This is a genomic window from Antarctobacter sediminis (genome assembly GCF_019218285.1).
Taxonomy (GTDB): Bacteria; Pseudomonadota; Alphaproteobacteria; order Rhodobacterales; family Rhodobacteraceae; genus Antarctobacter; species Antarctobacter sediminis.
The window spans coordinates 45,213-60,120 of record NZ_JAHUZG010000006.1 but is presented as its reverse complement, the minus strand read 5'-3'; the positions used below and the strand labels follow the sequence as shown (position 1 = coordinate 60,120).

At 62.3% G+C, this 14,908-nt stretch carries 15 protein-coding genes and 1 pseudogene; 10 read left to right on the top strand and 6 right to left on the bottom strand.

What is annotated here, in order from left to right; genetic code table 11:
* Positions 1–22 precede the first annotated feature (22 nt).
* Complete coding sequence (locus tag KJP30_RS21745; RefSeq protein ID WP_218451480.1) at positions 23–931, top strand: LysR family transcriptional regulator; 909 nt, start codon at positions 23–25, stop codon at positions 929–931.
* Between the two features lie 3 nt (positions 932–934).
* Here the strand turns inward: KJP30_RS21745 and KJP30_RS21740 are convergent, their stop codons facing one another.
* From KJP30_RS21740 to KJP30_RS21725, 4 genes are read right to left on the bottom strand one after another with little or no spacing between them, the layout of a single operon-like run.
* A complete protein-coding gene (locus tag KJP30_RS21740; protein WP_218451479.1) occupies positions 935–1,843 on the bottom strand; it encodes an amidohydrolase family protein in 909 nt (302 codons plus the stop codon).
* Between the two features lie 2 nt (positions 1,844–1,845).
* The gene (locus tag KJP30_RS21735; protein ID WP_218451478.1) at positions 1,846–2,586 is read right to left on the bottom strand and encodes an SDR family NAD(P)-dependent oxidoreductase; all 741 of its coding nucleotides are present in this window, start codon (positions 2,584–2,586) and stop codon (positions 1,846–1,848) included.
* Complete coding sequence (locus KJP30_RS21730) at positions 2,583–3,656, bottom strand: Gfo/Idh/MocA family protein (protein WP_218451477.1); 1,074 nt, start codon at positions 3,654–3,656, stop codon at positions 2,583–2,585. The genes KJP30_RS21735 and KJP30_RS21730 overlap by 4 nt, the downstream gene beginning before the upstream one ends.
* On the bottom strand, positions 3,653–4,672 hold the full coding sequence (locus KJP30_RS21725) for a LacI family DNA-binding transcriptional regulator (RefSeq protein WP_218451476.1): 1,020 nt from the start codon (positions 4,670–4,672) through the stop codon (positions 3,653–3,655). The genes KJP30_RS21730 and KJP30_RS21725 overlap by 4 nt, the downstream gene beginning before the upstream one ends.
* A 191-nt stretch (positions 4,673–4,863) precedes the next feature.
* Between KJP30_RS21725 and KJP30_RS21720 the strand changes: the two genes are divergently transcribed.
* The 9 genes from KJP30_RS21720 (at position 4,864) to KJP30_RS21680 (ending at position 13,425) form a co-directional block, all read left to right on the top strand.
* Positions 4,864–6,180 (top strand): ABC transporter substrate-binding protein, encoded by a 1,317-nt coding sequence (locus tag KJP30_RS21720; protein ID WP_218451656.1) that lies wholly within the window; start codon positions 4,864–4,866, stop codon positions 6,178–6,180.
* A 43-nt stretch (positions 6,181–6,223) separates the two neighbouring features.
* Positions 6,224–7,108 carry a carbohydrate ABC transporter permease gene (locus KJP30_RS21715; RefSeq protein ID WP_218451475.1) on the top strand — a complete coding sequence of 295 codons (885 nt, stop codon included), beginning with the start codon at positions 6,224–6,226 and terminating at the stop codon, positions 7,106–7,108.
* Positions 7,105–7,962, top strand: coding sequence for a carbohydrate ABC transporter permease (locus KJP30_RS21710; protein ID WP_218451474.1), 858 nt, complete (start codon positions 7,105–7,107; stop codon positions 7,960–7,962). The genes KJP30_RS21715 and KJP30_RS21710 overlap by 4 nt, the downstream gene beginning before the upstream one ends.
* Positions 7,963–8,042: 80 nt before the next feature.
* Complete coding sequence (locus tag KJP30_RS21705; RefSeq protein WP_218451473.1) at positions 8,043–9,134, top strand: enolase C-terminal domain-like protein; 1,092 nt, start codon at positions 8,043–8,045, stop codon at positions 9,132–9,134.
* Positions 9,116–10,186, top strand: a complete 1,071-nt coding sequence (locus KJP30_RS21700; RefSeq protein WP_218451472.1) for an ABC transporter ATP-binding protein — start codon at positions 9,116–9,118, stop codon at positions 10,184–10,186. Before KJP30_RS21705 ends, KJP30_RS21700 begins: the two co-directional genes overlap by 19 nt.
* Complete coding sequence (locus KJP30_RS21695; RefSeq protein ID WP_218451471.1) at positions 10,183–11,346, top strand: enolase C-terminal domain-like protein; 1,164 nt, start codon at positions 10,183–10,185, stop codon at positions 11,344–11,346. Before KJP30_RS21700 ends, KJP30_RS21695 begins: the two co-directional genes overlap by 4 nt.
* The gene (locus KJP30_RS21690) at positions 11,343–11,681 is read left to right on the top strand and encodes an L-rhamnose mutarotase (RefSeq protein ID WP_218451470.1); all 339 of its coding nucleotides are present in this window, start codon (positions 11,343–11,345) and stop codon (positions 11,679–11,681) included. Before KJP30_RS21695 ends, KJP30_RS21690 begins: the two co-directional genes overlap by 4 nt.
* A complete protein-coding gene (locus KJP30_RS21685) occupies positions 11,678–12,586 on the top strand; it encodes a dihydrodipicolinate synthase family protein (RefSeq protein ID WP_218451469.1) in 909 nt (302 codons plus the stop codon). The genes KJP30_RS21690 and KJP30_RS21685 overlap by 4 nt, the downstream gene beginning before the upstream one ends.
* Complete coding sequence (locus KJP30_RS21680) at positions 12,583–13,425, top strand: fumarylacetoacetate hydrolase family protein (protein WP_218451468.1); 843 nt, start codon at positions 12,583–12,585, stop codon at positions 13,423–13,425. The genes KJP30_RS21685 and KJP30_RS21680 overlap by 4 nt, the downstream gene beginning before the upstream one ends.
* A 289-nt stretch (positions 13,426–13,714) precedes the next feature.
* On the opposite strand, the gene KJP30_RS21675 is transcribed toward KJP30_RS21680, so the two are convergent.
* Positions 13,715–14,041, bottom strand: coding sequence for an IS110 family transposase (locus KJP30_RS21675; protein ID WP_218451467.1), 327 nt, complete (start codon positions 14,039–14,041; stop codon positions 13,715–13,717).
* A gap of 86 nt (positions 14,042–14,127) precedes the next feature.
* A pseudogene (locus KJP30_RS21670) lies at positions 14,128–14,892 on the bottom strand (IS5 family transposase).
* Positions 14,893–14,908 lie beyond the last annotated feature (16 nt).

The following is a 14,908-nucleotide window of genomic DNA, read 5'->3' as shown; positions in this document are numbered from 1 at the left end:
GCCTGATATTAAAATCCGTAATATGCAAAGATTCTCAAACCCGAATAGCATATTGGCCTTCGTGACGGTGGCGCGTGAAGGCAATGTCTCGCGCGCGGCCGAGGTTTTGAACCTGACGCAGCCAGCCATCAGCCATCAGATCCGGCGGCTGAGCGAAGAGACCGAGATCACCCTGTTCCGGCGCACACCGCACGGGCTTGACCTGACACCCGACGGAAAGGCACTGCTGCCCAAGGCGGAACACGTATTGAACGCCATGATCGAATTCCGCCAGAGCGCAAACAGGCAGGCCGGACTAGTGTCCGGGACGCTCAGGATCGGCACGATTGTCGACCCCGAATTCATCCGTCTGGGTCGATTGCTCAGCCGTCTTGGCGACGCGCATCCGGGCATCACCACGGAACTTGTTCATGGCATCAGCGGCGAGATCCTCGAACGGCTGAAGCGGCGCCAGATCGACGCGGGCTACTACCTGACGGCCCCCGAAGAGGTCGACAACATTCCCTCCGAAGAGGCGGTCCATGTCCGGGTCCTGGCCAAGTTCAATTACTGCGTCATCGCACCTGCGGGCTGGGAAGCCCGGGTGGGGTCTGCGGCTTGGGAGGAACTGGCCCCTCTCCCCTGGATCGGGACAACCTCTGTTTCCGTGCACAACCGCCTGCTGAGCCGGATCTTTGCCGAACGCGGCTGCACGCAGAACACCGTCGCGCTTGTCGATCACGAGGCCTCGATGCTGGAAATGGTGCGCTCAGGCGTAGGTCTCAGCCTCTGCCGAGAGTCCATCGCGCTTGACCAACGACAGTCTTTTGGCCTGAGCATGTGCGAAAACCTGCGTGTGCCCGCCTGCCTCGTGATGCTGGCCTTGGATGCGCGAAAAGAGGCACCTGTCATCGCGGCCTTGTTCGACCAGCTTGAGACCGTTTGGCACTGACCGTCACAGCCGATAGACCCTGCGCGCGGTTTCCGAAAATATCGCGTTCAGGACTGGTTTTGGCTGGCCCCTCAGCACGATCTCCAGTTGCTGGAACTGGCGCTGCAGCGGGCAGTTCACGCCTTCGACGGGCAGGTTCGATCCATAGAGGACACGCTCTGCCCCGAACGACGAAAGCAGATGCAGGACATGGGGTTTCAGCGCGTCAGCCTGCCAGCCCTTGTCGACGGTCCACAGACCGGACAGCTTCATGTAGACGTTTGGTGCGGACGCCAGCGCAACGATCCCTTCACGCCACTGCTGCGCGTTGCCGGGAATGGCGGGTTCCAGTGTGCCGAAGTGATTGATGACGATCTTCAGCGCAGGGTGGTCCCGGGCCAGTTCGGCGATTTCGATCAGTTGCTGTGGCACGACCACGCATTCAAGGCAGAGATCCATTGCCTCCAGCACCGCCAGGGACCGCCGAAACCCCGGATCACGCGGGACGCCGGGTTTCGACGCAACGCGCCAACGACCCGCCTCATCCCATGCAACCGGCGTCCGAATGCCGCGCAGAGCCGGGCAGGTCAGATGACCCGCAATCTGCGCCGCGGCGTCGGGATGGCACAGGTCGACCTCGGCGATGATTGCATTGGGCCAACCCGTGCTGTCCGACAGATGTTGTAACCAGCGGGTTTCGTCGACCGGATCGGCGGCACCGCAATTGGCCTGCACATGTACGCTTGCACAAAGCGGCAGATCACCAAAAGCGGCCATGTGATCCGCCGGCAGATAGTCGCGGCGGATCGTGGACTTGTCGCCAAAGCGGGCGGGCGGTGCATCGGGCGCCAGCCAGCGATAGGGGAAGCGGTCAAGCTCCCAGAAATGATGATGCCCGTCGACCAGTGAAATCCCGTCCAGCCAATGCGCCATGATCAATAGGTGGCCCGGCCGCCGGACAGGTCGAACACCGACGCGGTGGTAAAGCTGTTTTCCTTGGTGCAGAGCCATGTGATCATCGCCGCCGCCTCGTCCAGTTCAAGGAACCGGCCCCGCGGGATTTTCGACAGCATGTAGTCGATATGCTCCTGCTTCATCTGGTCAAAGATCCGGGTCCGCGCGGCCGCGGGCGTCACGCAATTCACCGCGATGTCCTTGTCGGCCAGTTCCTTGCCAAGCGACTTGGTCAACCCGATCACCCCGGCCTTGGAGGCCGAATAGGCGCTGGCATTGGGGTTGCCCTCTTTCCCCGCGACAGAGGCGATATTGACGATGCGGCCATAGCCCTGGGCCGTCATCGCGGGGACAACGGCGCGGTTGACGTGAAAGGTACCCAGCAGGTTGATTTCCGTGATTTGCCGGAATTCCTCCACCGGATAGTCCGCCAGCGGGCCGTTTGACCCGGCAACACCGGCGGAATTGACCATTATGTCGGCGCGGCCGGTTGCCTCCAACGTCGTCTTCATCGCCGCTTCGACGCTGGCCCAGTCGGACACGTCGACGGCGCAGGCAAAGGCCCCGCCACCGATCTCTGCGGCGGCCTGATCCGCCAGAGCCTTGTCCCGGTCCCAGATCGCGACGCGGGCACCGCCCGCGGCGAGACGATTGGCGACGGCACGGCCGATACCCTGGGCACCACCGGTCACGATGGCGGTTTGATCAACGAAGTCATTCATTCTGCGGCAGCCTTCTGCGTCTGGTTGATGATCTGTTCGGCCCCGTTCGCCTGCCCCGAGGCGACGATGGCATGAAGCGTTTCCACGGCGCGCGCGCCGACCTCTCCGGGGCTTTCGTTGCGGCCAAGGCCCAGCGCGATATCGACCAGCCGGTTTGCCGGGCCTTCACAGCTGTAGGTCCACGCACCTTGCGGCACCTTGGCCACACGGGTTTCGCCACCGGGCAGTTTCAGCACAAGGCGCTCGGTCTCGATGTCCAGCAACACAGACCCCTTGGTGCCGTAGATCCGCAGATCCACCTCGAATCCGTGGCCGTTCGGCACGCCGCAACTGCCGGACAGAACGCCTGTCGCGCCGTTCTGGAAACGAACGGTTGCGGCGTCGTGCAGGTCGATCGTCGACGGGGCCTGAAACAATGTCGAGCGGACAGAAGCGCAGCGCAAATCGGTCAGCCAGTAAAGTATGCCCAGCGCGTGCGAGAGTTGGCCATAGGCATAACCGCCGCCCTGATCGGGCGCCTCCCACGTGCTGCGATCCGGCTGAATGGCGATATGGGCCCAACGCTCCATTCCGCCGCCGGAAAAGATACCACGCGTGAAGGACGCCATGTGGCAGACGACGTGTTCGATCTCACCTATTTCGGCCACCATGTCGCGCATGGCGTCGAGGCCGGGTTTGTAGTTCCAGCCGTAAGCCACCAAGAGTTCACGCCCGGTCGCCTGCGCCACGTGCACAAGATCCCATGCCTGATCCGGGTCAAGGCACATCGGTTTTTCCACCAGCACGTGACAGCCCTTTTCAAGGAAGGCCTTGGCCTGCTCATAATGCAGGTTGTGCGGCGAAGCGATCACGGCAATGTCGATGTCCCGCGACAGCATCTCGCGCCAATCCTCGGTCGCGAAAGCGAAACCGAATTCATCGGCGATCAGGTCCAGTTCCTTGCGCCCAAGGCGACAGACGGAATCCAGCACCACCTCTTCACGCTGGGCAAGAATGGGTATGTGCATCCGATAGGCAAAATGCCCGGCGCCGATGATCGCGGCCCGGATCGGGCCGTTTGACTTGGTCATGTGCTTTTCCTGATTTGAAGGTGATAACCGATGTCATGGGGAGAGGCGCTGTGCCCCCTGCCCTCCAACCGGTCCATCACCAGATTGGCCGAACACTCGCCAATGGCGCGGCCCTTGATCTGAACGGTGGTCATCGGCACCGGCAACAGCGCCGACAGGCTGAGATCGCCGAAACCGGCGATGGCCACGTCATCCGGGACGCTGACGCCGTTGGACATGCACCACAACATGGCGCCATGCGCCGGAAGTTCCGCGAGGAAGAAGATCGCATCCGGCTTTTGCTTGCGGGCCATCAGCGTCTGGATCAGCGCCACCCCACCTTCGATGGTGGCAGGGTTGTCGAATTCGACGATCACGTCATCGGTCACGCTCCGCCCCGCCTCGCGCATGGTGTCGACAAAGCCGCGCGTCCGGTCTTCGGCCTGGTCGTTGTACCGGGACGATCCGCCGACCATCACGATGTTCTGATACCCGCGCCCGATCAGGTAACGCGTCATGTCCACGGAGGCCGCGTAGTTGTCGAACCCGACGGTGCTGTCGATCACCCCGTCCCGCAGGTTCCAGGCCTCGACCACGGGGCCGGAGAACTTGTCCAGCAGCTTGCGCGTGGTCTCCGTATGCGAAAAGCCGGTGACGATGATCGCATCCGCCTGACGCGCTACAAAGGTGCGCACCGCTTCTTCTTCTTTTGCCGGCGACCAGTCACTGACCGCCAACAACATTTGCTGCTTCTTCGGCTCCAGCACGTGGCTGATGCCCTGAGCGAAATCCGCGAAGAGCGAGCTTGCAAGGATCGGCACGACGACCCCGATCATGTCCGAACGTTGCGACACCAGCGAGCGTGCCGTCAGATTCGGAATATAGCCGATCTCCTCGATCGTGCGCTGGATCTTGGCCCGTGTGTCCGCATGTACGGTCTCTGGCTGCCGCAGCGCGCGCGACACGGTGATAAGCGACAGGCCGGACGCCTTTGAAACGTCCTTCAGCGTCACCTTCTTGTTTTCACCTCGCGCCATTCCGGCCCCCTTTCGACACTTTCCAGCCCCGCCGGCCTGGCACCGGCGGTGGAAAGATCATGTCGCAAAATCGCGATTGACATACGAGTATCATTGCCCATAACGTCCGTCAACATGGAATGACACTCGTATATCATCCAGATTCCCCGCATCACGCGGATCGCCAGTCAGGGCAAAAAAGGGAGGACTACATGTCGAATTCAATCAGCCGCCGCAGGTTCCTGGGCACCACCGCCGCCGTGGGCGCCGCAGCACTTCTGCCCGCACAACCGGCCCGCGCCGCCAGCGGCGAAATCTCGGTCTGGAAATTCGGGGGCACCCCGCAGGAGGTCGAAGTCTGGGCCGCGCGCAATGACGCCTTTTCCGCTGCTCAGCCCGACATCGACCTGAACTACTCCTACTTCAACGGGCAGATCCGCCGGCAGAAAATCCTTGCCGGTTTCCAGACCAACCGCCTGGCGGACGTGATCATCGCCTTCGGTCAGGACATCCCGGAATTCGCCGGTTTCGGCATGATCCAGCCTCTGGACGAGATCGCACCCGACCGGGTTCAGGGCTGGAAGGACCGCATCGTTCCCGAGGTCTTCGAATCGGGCATGCACGACGGCAAGCTCTATGCCCTGCCCACTTATGTCGACATGGCCAGCTTCCTCGCGATCAACCTTGATGCGCTGGAAGAAGCGGGCTTTGACCGGCCGCCGGAAACCTGGGACGAACTGCGCGAATACGCCAAGGCGATGACCAAGCCGGACCGCCCCGGCATCGCTTTCCCCGCCACCACGGCACCGGTCGACATCAACATTTTCGAGGGCCTCGCCTATGCCAATGGCGGCCGCATCTTTGACGAGGACACCGGCAAGGTCACTCTGAACGATCCGGGCGTTGTAGATGCGTTGCAATTCTACGTCGATCTGATCAAGGACGGCTCGACACCCGCGGCCACATCACTGACCGAAACCTTCTTCCGCGACACGGCGCAACTGTTCGGTCAGGGCCGCTCGGCCATGTGGATCGGACTGTCATGGCTGAACACCCCGTGGGGTGTGAACGAAAACATCCGCTGGACCGGCGTGCCGATGCCCAAACCCGAAGCGCCCACCGGCAGCTATGAGCCGGTCAACGCAATCATGGATGGTACGGCAATGCTGATGGTGTCCTCGCGGTCGAAGAACCCGGAAGCCGCGCTGGAATATGTGGATTTCTGGTCGCAGGATGAGCAGCTCGAAACCTGGGGTGGCCAACCTGAAATCGCGCGGATCCCGGCGGGCAAGGCTGCATGGGACAATGCCGAGTTGAAAGAGGCGTGGCCGAACTGGGTCAAGGCCTATGACGCGGGCACGTTGTTCGAAGGCGGCGCCCCGATGCCGCGCTTCATTGGCGTCTCGGCCATTGAATCCGCGCTTGGCACCGCGATCCAGCAAGCCGTTCTGGGCCAGAAAACGCCGCAAGAGGCCTTGGACGAGGCCACCGTTGCCGCGCAAGGCCAGATCGACCTGATCCGCGGCTGATCGCCAGACACCTGAAAAGACAGAACTGAAGGAGGGCCTGACGATGCTGCGAAGCGATCGTTTTCTGGCATATGCCTTGATCTTGCCCGTGGTGGCCGCCGTTGTGGCCTTTGTCGTCGGGCCCACTTACAACGTGGCCACGCTCAGCCTGACCAAGGTGGTCATGGGGATGGAGCGTGGTTTCGGAACGCTTGGAAATTTCGAGGCACTGGCGGCGGATCCGGTCTTTGGACTGGTTTTGAAGAATACCGCCATCTGGATCCTCGGCGGCACGTTTCTTTGTGTCGCCGTGGGTCTGGGCGTCGGCACGTTCCTTGCCATCGACAGCCGGATGACCGGCTGGTTGAGGGCGCTGATCCTGCTGCCCTGGGTGCTGCCCGACGTGGTGACCGCCATGGCGTGGAAATGGATGTTGCACGGTCAGGTGGGCATCATCGGCCAGACGCTGCAATCCTCCGGCCTGACCGAGGGCACCGTTTCGTTCCTCGGTGATCCGAACCTGGTTATGTGGGTGCTGGTGGTGGTGCTGATCTGGCGCAAGATGCCGCTGGTGGCGCTGATCCTATGTGCCGCGATCCGCGCCGTTCCCGATGATCAGGTCGAGGCCGCACGCATGGACGGGGCCAATGCCATCCAGCGGTTCCGCTTCGTCACCCTGCCGAACATCGCCTTTTCGCTGACGGCTGTGACGGTGATCTCGATGATCTGGATCACGGCCGAATTCGCCCTGCCCTGGATCATGACCGGCGGCGGCCCCGCCAATGCCAGCCAGATCATGGCGACGTACATCTACCAGCAGAGCTTCGAATTCTTCAACTGGGGCGTCGCCTCGGCCATGTCGGTGATCAACCTCGTCATGCTGGCCTCGATCGTCGCACTGTACCTTTACGTCAATCGTCGCTCCTGGGCTTCGGAGGGTTCGAAATGAACGAACAACCGCGCACCCTGTATTGGATGTTCCTTGGCTTCGTCGGCCTCGTGATCTCGATCTACGTGCTGTTCCCGGTCTTCTGGCTGTTCCTCGCTTCCTTCAAGACGCAGGCAGAGCTGGCGCAATTGCCGGTCACCTTCTGGCCGCAGGCGCCGACGCTGGACGCCTACAAGGCGCTGTTCTCACCCACCCACCAGAAGGGGCAGCTGCTGGATTGGCCGCAATTGATCGGCAACAGCTTTTTCATCGCGATCAGTTCCACCGTGATCGTGCTGATCTTTGGGACGCTGGCGGGCTACGCCTTTGCCCGGCTGAACTTCCCCGGTCGCGATCTCATCCTTGGTGGTCTGCTGATCAGCCGGATGTTTCAGGGCGCGGCGCTGCTGCTGCCGACCTATCGGCTGATGTCGATGATCGGCCTGCAGGACAGCCTGATCGGCCTGGTGCTGCTCTACTCCGCCTTCGGCCTGCCGTTTGCGACCTGGATCATAGCGTCCTCCCTGCGTGAAATCCCGAAAGAGCTGGAAGAAAGCGCCATGATGGACGGGGCCAGCCGCCTGCAAAGCATGGTCCTGGTGATTCTGCCGCTGGCCACGCCTGCGCTGATCACGGCATCCATGTGGCACTTCGTCGGCGCCTGGTCCGAGTTCGCCTTTGCCTCGATCCTGCTGGAATCGAACGACAACAAGACCGTCACCATCGGCCTTGCCAGCTTTGTCGAGCTTTTCACCCTGGAGTTCCAGTATGTCGGTGCCGCCGCGACCATCGTTGCCCTGCCGATCATGTTGGTCTTCTTCTTCGGGCAGCGGTACTTTACCCGCGGCCTGCTGGCCGGGGCGGTCAAGGGATGAGGATCACCTCGATCACGGCCCGCGCGGTGGACTGCGGCTTCAACAGCCAAAAGCTGCAGACCAGCCGAGTGGCGTCCCCCATGTCCCGCTTTCCGCGCTTTGCCGAACAGCGCGCAAGCTGGATGTGGCCCACGAAAAAGGTCTTCGTCCGGGTGACGGGCGAAGACGGCAGCACCGGCTGGGGCTGCACCAACGGCGGCGAAATCGTCGAGATGATCGTGAACGACCATCTTGGCCGCCTGTTGGTGGGTGAGGACCTGGCCGACCTGTCCCTCCTCAACGATCAGATGGCGGCGTCGCTCTTGCCCAATGACCGGTCCGGCTTTGCCATGATGGCGGTCGCCGGTGTGGACATCGCCCTGTGGGATTTGACCGCCAAGACCCAGGCCCGGCCCTTGGTGGACCTCCTCGGCGGCGCGGGGGTAGACACCCTCCCGGTCTACATGACCACCCCGCGCCCCGAGGCTTTTGTTGGCGGAGCATGGCGCGGCCTGAAGGCCGCCGCGCCCTATGGCCCGAAATCCGGGGGCGACGGCCTGCAGGCCAATGTCACCCTGATGCGCCGCTTCGCCGAGGCGGCAGGCCCGGACGTGCCGATCATGATCGACGCCTTCCTGTCGTGGGACGCGGATTACACCCTGCGCTTTGCCGAGGCCGTGTCCGATCTGCCCGTCGCCTGGATCGAGGATCCGATCCATCCGCAAGATGTCGCGGGCCTGCAGAAGATACGCCAGGAGATGGATCCCGACATTTCGCTCGCGCTTGGCAACTTTGCCTTTTCCCGTGCGGATTGCGCGGACCTGCTGCGCACCGGCGTTGTGGGCGTCCTGCAACCGGACGTCGCATGGGCGGGCGGCATCACCGAGGCGCTGCACATCCTGAACATGGCCGAGGCCGCGCAGGTGCCGGTCATCCTGCACAATACCTGCGAACAGCCCTGGGCGCTGGCGCTGGCCGCTGCGCGGCAGGAGAACCCCTTGGTCGAATGCGTCGACCGGGGCGAATCCTCTGCGCTTTACGAACTGATGGGGGCCCGCCCCCGCTTTGCGGATGGCCATGTCGCCGTTCCGCGCGATCCGGCGGGAAACCGTCCACCCCAGACTGTCATGGCCGCCTTCGATGCGGCTGAACCCAACTTGAAGGAGGCTGAAACATGGGCTCTGTCGCACTGAGAAACATCCGCAAATCCTACGGCGCCGTCGAGGTGCTGCACGGCATCGACCTTGATATTCAGGACGGAGAATTCACCGTGCTTGTCGGCCCCTCGGGCTGTGGAAAATCCACCCTGCTGCGCTCGATCGCCGGGCTGGAAACCATCAGCGGCGGCGATATCAGCATCGACAACACCGTCATCAACACGCTGGTCCCCAAGGAACGCGACATCGCGATGGTGTTCCAGAACTACGCCCTTTACCCGCATATGAGCGTGGCCAAAAACATGGGCTTTTCGCTGCGCCTGTCCAAGGAACCGCAGGCCGAGATCGACCGCAAGGTGCGCGCCGCGGCCGAGATCCTGGACCTGACCGCCCTGCTCGACCGCTATCCGCGCCAGCTTTCGGGTGGTCAGCGGCAACGCGTCGCCATGGGCCGCGCCATCGTTAGGGACCCCAAGGTGTTCCTGTTCGACGAGCCGCTGTCGAACCTGGATGCCAAGCTGCGCGTGCAGATGCGATCCGAGATCAAGGAACTGCACCAGCGGCTGAAGACGACCACGATCTACGTCACCCATGACCAGATCGAAGCCATGACCATGGCGGACAAGATCGTGGTCATGCGCGGCGGGCACGTGGAGCAGATCGGCTCTCCGCTGGAGCTGTACGACCATCCGGCCAGCGTCTTCGTGGCGGGCTTCATCGGGTCGCCGGCCATGAACTTTGTTCCCGCACGGGCCGCGGCCAACGGCTTGCAGACCCCGTCGGGTGAACCCCTTGGACAGGTTGCCGCCCATGTCGCGGCGGGCCGGGACGTGATCGCCGGTTTCCGACCGGAGGATATCAAGCTGTCCGACACCGGCATCGCGGCCAAGGTCGCGCTGATCGAACCGACCGGCGCGGAAACGCAGCTGACCCTGCGTACGCAGGATGCCTCGATCATCATGACGACCCGTGACCGCATCGCCCAGTCAGTCGGCGATCAGGTGCATTTCACCATTTCCCCCGGCAAGCTGCATTGCTTCGACGCGGAAACCGAGCAGACCCTTGCCACGCGGGATCGCCTGCAATGAAGATCACCGACGTCAGGGTGATAAGGTTCCGCACCCATGCGGACCGTTGGGATATCGGCCACGCGCGGCTGAAACCCAAGGCCGAAGTGCATCAGACCATCACCTGCATCGACACCGACGAGGGGCTGACCGGATACTTCCTTGGCGGTGGCAAACACGGCGATCAAGACGGCATGACCCCGGACGAACAGCGCCTGATCGAAGGCCAGGTCCGCGACATGATCCTGGGCGCCGATCCGTTCGACCGCGAGCTGATCTGGAAATGGATGTGGGTCCGCAACATCCCCGAGGTGGCGCAAAGCGTCATCGACTGCGCGCTCTGGGATCTGGCGGGGCGGCATGCCGGCCTGCCGCTGTACAAGCTGATGGGTGGCGCGCGGGACAAAGTGCCCGCCTATGCCTCGACCTATCCCAACATCGGCCAACCGCAGGTCTACGCCGAACACGCGCTGGCCTGCCAGGCCGAGGGGTACAAGGCCTACAAGATCCACCCGCACTACTTCTGGAACCCGGACACCGAACTGCCCACCAATGGCCGCCCCTCGAACATTCGGGCCGATATCGAGACGATCAACCTCGTCCGTGAGGCGGTCGGGCCGGACATGGTGCTGATGTACGATGTCTGGGGCACCTATCACACCATCGAGGAAACCATAAAGGTTGGCCGCGAGCTGGAGCGCAACGACTACTACTGGTTTGAACATCCGATGCCGGAATACCGGGTCGAAAGCTATCGGCGTCTCTGCCGCGAACTGTCGATCCCGATCCTAGCGCCCGAGATTGCCGCCGGGGGCGTGTTCACCCGTGCGGAATGGATTCTGCAGGGGGCCTCGGACATGAGCCGCATGGACATCCGCCGGGGCGGCGTGACCGGCTGCCGCAAGACGGCCGTGGTCTGCGAGGCCTTCGGCCAGCGCTGCGAAATCCACATGGCGGGCTGGGGCAACCTGCAGGTCATGGGGGCGACCAGCGAAGACACCAGCGAGTGGTACGAAAAGGGGCTGCTTGCGCCCGGCGTCGACTATGACGCGCCGCATCCCTACCTGAAGCGGAACTGCGATCCAATGGACGCCGAAGGCTATGTCGCCCTGCCCCAATCGCCGGGCCTTGGTTATGACATCGTCTGGGATCACATCGAAGACAACAGGATCGCGGCATGACCCTGTACCGCCGCGCCTGGACGATGCAGCTGCGCGAGGGGGCCGAAGCCGCCTATGACGACGCCCATGCTGCGATCTGGCCCGAACTGAAGGCCCAGATGACGGCCAGCGGCATCGTGCGCTTTTTCCTTTACCGTTCGGGCCGTACCATCTTTGCCTTCCAGGAACGCGACCAGCCCTTTGGCCCCACCACGGTCCCGCCCAGCGATGTCACCGTCCGCTGGTGGCGCACGATGGCGCCCTTGATGGTGACCGAAGGCGCCAACCACCGGCCCGTCCATCATACCCTGCGCGAGGTCTTCGCGCTCGACACCACATCGGAGACCGAAACATGACCGGGATCGAAGGTATTGTACCCATCCTGCTGACGCCCTTCCACGACGACCTGACGATCGACTACGGCAGTCTGCGGCTGGAAGTCGACGCAACCCTTGATACCGGCGTGCATGGTATCGGCATCGCCATCGGCAGCGAGATCTTCAAGCTGACGCCAAGCGAACGCCGCCAGATGCTGCGCGCCGTGGTCGACCAGGTTGATGGTCGTGTGCCGGTCATCATGAACACCTCTGCCCCCGGCACCGCGCCCGCGGTGGAACTGGCCGTCGAGGCGGCCGAGGCAGGCGCATCACGGCTGATGATCTGGCCACCGGATTTCTTTGCACTTGGCCCCGATGCCGTGGTCGAACACCTGTCCCGCATCGCCGAGGCCGCAGGCCTGCCGATCATTCTGCAGGACGTGCCGCAGGCACCCATCTCCCCCGCCCTTGCCCTGCGCATCGCCGAGGCGGTGCCGCTGGTGGACACGATCAAGGTTGAAACCAATCCGACCGTGGCGCAGGTCGGCGCGATGGTAGCGGCGGTCGACGGGAAACTGACCGTGCTGGGCGGCGCAGGCGGCGGCACGCTGGTCGAGGAATACAGGCGCGGCGCACGCGGCACCATGCCCTTTGCCAGCCAGGCAGCCTTGTTCATGCAGGTGTGGACCGCGCTGGAAACCGGGGATGAGGGGCAGGCGGCAGCCCTGATCGAGACCGAGATCCTGCCTGTCAGCCGGCTCGGCTTTCAGTCAGGGGACATGTTCTACCACGTCCACAAGGCACTGCTGTGCCAGGCAGGCATCTTCCGCCATGCCCACGTGCGTCCGCCAACCGCGCTGCCGGAGGCCATAACCCGCAGTGAACTGGCGCGTTTGCTGACGCGGATCAAGACAACGAAACTCACTGAAAAGGAAATCGCATGAAACTTCTTCGCGTCGGACCGAAGGGCAAGGAAGGCCCGGCCCTGCTGCACAAGGACGGAACGCTGCGTGACCTATCGTCGGTGGTCCCCGATATTGCCGGAGACACCCTGCTGCCCGATGGTCTGGACAAGTTGCGCACCCTCGATCCGGAGACCCTACCCGTCGTGTCGAACGATACCCGGATCGGCCCCTGCGTCGGCCAGGTGGGCAAGTTCATCTGCATCGGCCTCAACTACGCTGACCACGCAGAGGAAAGCGGTATGCCGGTCCCGGAAGAACCTGTCATCTTCATGAAAGCGACATCTTCGATCTGCGGCGCCAACGACAACGTGATCCTGCCACAAGGGGCGGAAAAGGGTGACTGGGAAGTCGAACTGGGCGTGGTCATCGGCAAGGAGGCCAAAGATGTCTCCGAGACCGAGGCATTCGATCATGTCGCTGGCTACTGCGTCGTCAACGATGTCTCGGAACGAGCCTTTCAGCTGGAACACGGCGGGCAATGGGTCAAAGGCAAATCCGCCGACACATTCGGCCCGATCGGACCGTGGCTCGTGACCCGGGACGAGGTGCCAGACCCCACCAACCTTGAAATGTGGCTGGAATTGAATGGCGAACGGGTTCAGAACGGATCGACCCGGACGATGATTTTCGGTGTCGCAAAAGTCGTTTCCTATCTCTCTCGCTACATGTCCCTTCAACCAGGTGACATAATCTCAACAGGCACGCCGCCGGGCGTGGGCCTCGGGATGACGCCCCAACGGTTCCTGAAACCCGGCGACGAAATGCGGTTGCAGATAGAGCGGCTGGGCGAACAGCATCAAGTTGTCCGCCAGCGTTGATCCGCGGCGCGTTCGTTTTCAGTTTTGCGACCGGATATGCTGCGGGACCGGCCATTGTACCGATCCCGCGCCTCCTTTCCGGTGCACTACCTCTGATAACTGGATCATTTGAAGCTAGAATTCTCTGGTAAGCGTACTCGGCTGCCCATGAGCTGCCTGCAGGCCGATGATTGGTGAGCGGACTCACGCAAGACACGATCCAGTTGCCTGATCTGTTCCACCAAACCGGCTTTGGCGGCGACCATCGCCAAGTTTCTCTGGCCAACGACCGGTACATCGGCAGCAGTCATCACCCAGTCGATGAACCCTTGCTCTGACCGGGACTGGGCTTGAACCCGAAGGTTGCACAAATACCTCGAATCATGTTGTCGAGCCGCACCCGGGCTTCAACGAGATGGATGCGCGTCGCGATGACGCTCCGCACACTTTGGGCGGCAGCTGAATTGACATGCACCTCCTTATAGAAGCCGGTCCTGGCAAGCTGCGCGAGCCCGGCTGCGTCATGCGGGTCAGTCTTGTTCGCCTTCAATGCTTTCAGCCTCTGATGCGCCTGCCGTGCGTCGATGCAAACCAGCGTGCTGTCCATCGACAGGTCCAGTCCGGCATAGCGTTTCATGGTTGATTCTTTCCTTCTGCTTCGACAGCCAGAAGTGTGAGTTCTCTTTCAGCCCCGAGAGAAGCAGCCACAAATTACCCGATGGCTCATAGCCAATAGATGACAGTTGCCTCGAGAGCGATGGCTGAGAGAAAGACCTTCGGACAGCGGTCGTATCTGGTTGCCACACGCAGCCAGGCCTTGAGCCTGTCGAACATGATCTCGGATCACTGCCCGGCAGTGCATTGCAAAGCAATGTCACGAGAGGGGCGGTTACGGCGTCTGTAGCGGCGCTTGTCGTATTTGACGGTTTTTCCGTTGCTTCCTACAAGGGATGCAGGCGCGTATCCCTTTGTCTTTTAACGCTTCTCGAAATCAGCCGGCACCATATCCGGGGTCCCCGAGCAGCCAGTCGACATCCGGCAAGCTAATCAGCAATGCTCGTGCGCCAATGTAATCGCTGACCTGTCCGGCTGTGGCGAACAGGTTCAGGAGCCGGCCTTCGCTGTTGCAGATGGCGTGCAGCATGGTGTTCATGCCGCCTTTGGTGCGCCCAATCAGGCGTCCACGTCCCCCATTTTGACGCCCAAACTGGTCGCTGTGCGGTGGCCCTCTAGGTAGGTGGCGTCAATCATCACAGTCTTCTCTTCGCTCGGTTCGGCAGCCAAGCCCGCCGTCATCCTAGCGAACACACGTTTGTCGCTCCACCCCTTCCAACGGTTGTACAAAGTCTTGTGCGGCCCCTACTCCGCAGGCGCATCGCACCCCCCTAAACCATTGGGGTTGATGAAGATAATCCCACTCAGAATACGCCGATCATCGACACGTGACTGACCGTGGGACTTCGGGAAGTAGGGGTTCAGACGCGCCATCTCCGCGTCGCTCAGC

Excerpts from the sequence above, each read along its gene's own strand:
- KJP30_RS21745 (WP_218451480.1), top strand. The coding sequence starts at position 23 with ATGCAAAGATTCTCAAACCCGAATAGCATATTGGCCTTCGTGACGGTG.
- KJP30_RS21740 (WP_218451479.1), bottom strand. The coding sequence starts at position 1,843 with ATGGCGCATTGGCTGGACGGGATTTCACTGGTCGACGGGCATCATCAT.
- KJP30_RS21735 (WP_218451478.1), bottom strand. The coding sequence starts at position 2,586 with ATGAATGACTTCGTTGATCAAACCGCCATCGTGACCGGTGGTGCCCAG.
- KJP30_RS21730 (WP_218451477.1), bottom strand. The coding sequence starts at position 3,656 with ATGACCAAGTCAAACGGCCCGATCCGGGCCGCGATCATCGGCGCCGGG.
- KJP30_RS21725 (WP_218451476.1), bottom strand. The coding sequence starts at position 4,672 with ATGGCGCGAGGTGAAAACAAGAAGGTGACGCTGAAGGACGTTTCAAAG.
- KJP30_RS21720 (WP_218451656.1), top strand. The coding sequence starts at position 4,864 with ATGTCGAATTCAATCAGCCGCCGCAGGTTCCTGGGCACCACCGCCGCC.
- KJP30_RS21715 (WP_218451475.1), top strand. The coding sequence starts at position 6,224 with ATGCTGCGAAGCGATCGTTTTCTGGCATATGCCTTGATCTTGCCCGTG.
- KJP30_RS21710 (WP_218451474.1), top strand. The coding sequence starts at position 7,105 with ATGAACGAACAACCGCGCACCCTGTATTGGATGTTCCTTGGCTTCGTC.
- KJP30_RS21705 (WP_218451473.1), top strand. The coding sequence starts at position 8,043 with ATGTCCCGCTTTCCGCGCTTTGCCGAACAGCGCGCAAGCTGGATGTGG.
- KJP30_RS21700 (WP_218451472.1), top strand. The coding sequence starts at position 9,116 with ATGGGCTCTGTCGCACTGAGAAACATCCGCAAATCCTACGGCGCCGTC.
- KJP30_RS21695 (WP_218451471.1), top strand. The coding sequence starts at position 10,183 with ATGAAGATCACCGACGTCAGGGTGATAAGGTTCCGCACCCATGCGGAC.
- KJP30_RS21690 (WP_218451470.1), top strand. The coding sequence starts at position 11,343 with ATGACCCTGTACCGCCGCGCCTGGACGATGCAGCTGCGCGAGGGGGCC.
- KJP30_RS21685 (WP_218451469.1), top strand. The coding sequence starts at position 11,678 with ATGACCGGGATCGAAGGTATTGTACCCATCCTGCTGACGCCCTTCCAC.
- KJP30_RS21680 (WP_218451468.1), top strand. The coding sequence starts at position 12,583 with ATGAAACTTCTTCGCGTCGGACCGAAGGGCAAGGAAGGCCCGGCCCTG.
- KJP30_RS21675 (WP_218451467.1), bottom strand. The coding sequence starts at position 14,041 with ATGAAACGCTATGCCGGACTGGACCTGTCGATGGACAGCACGCTGGTT.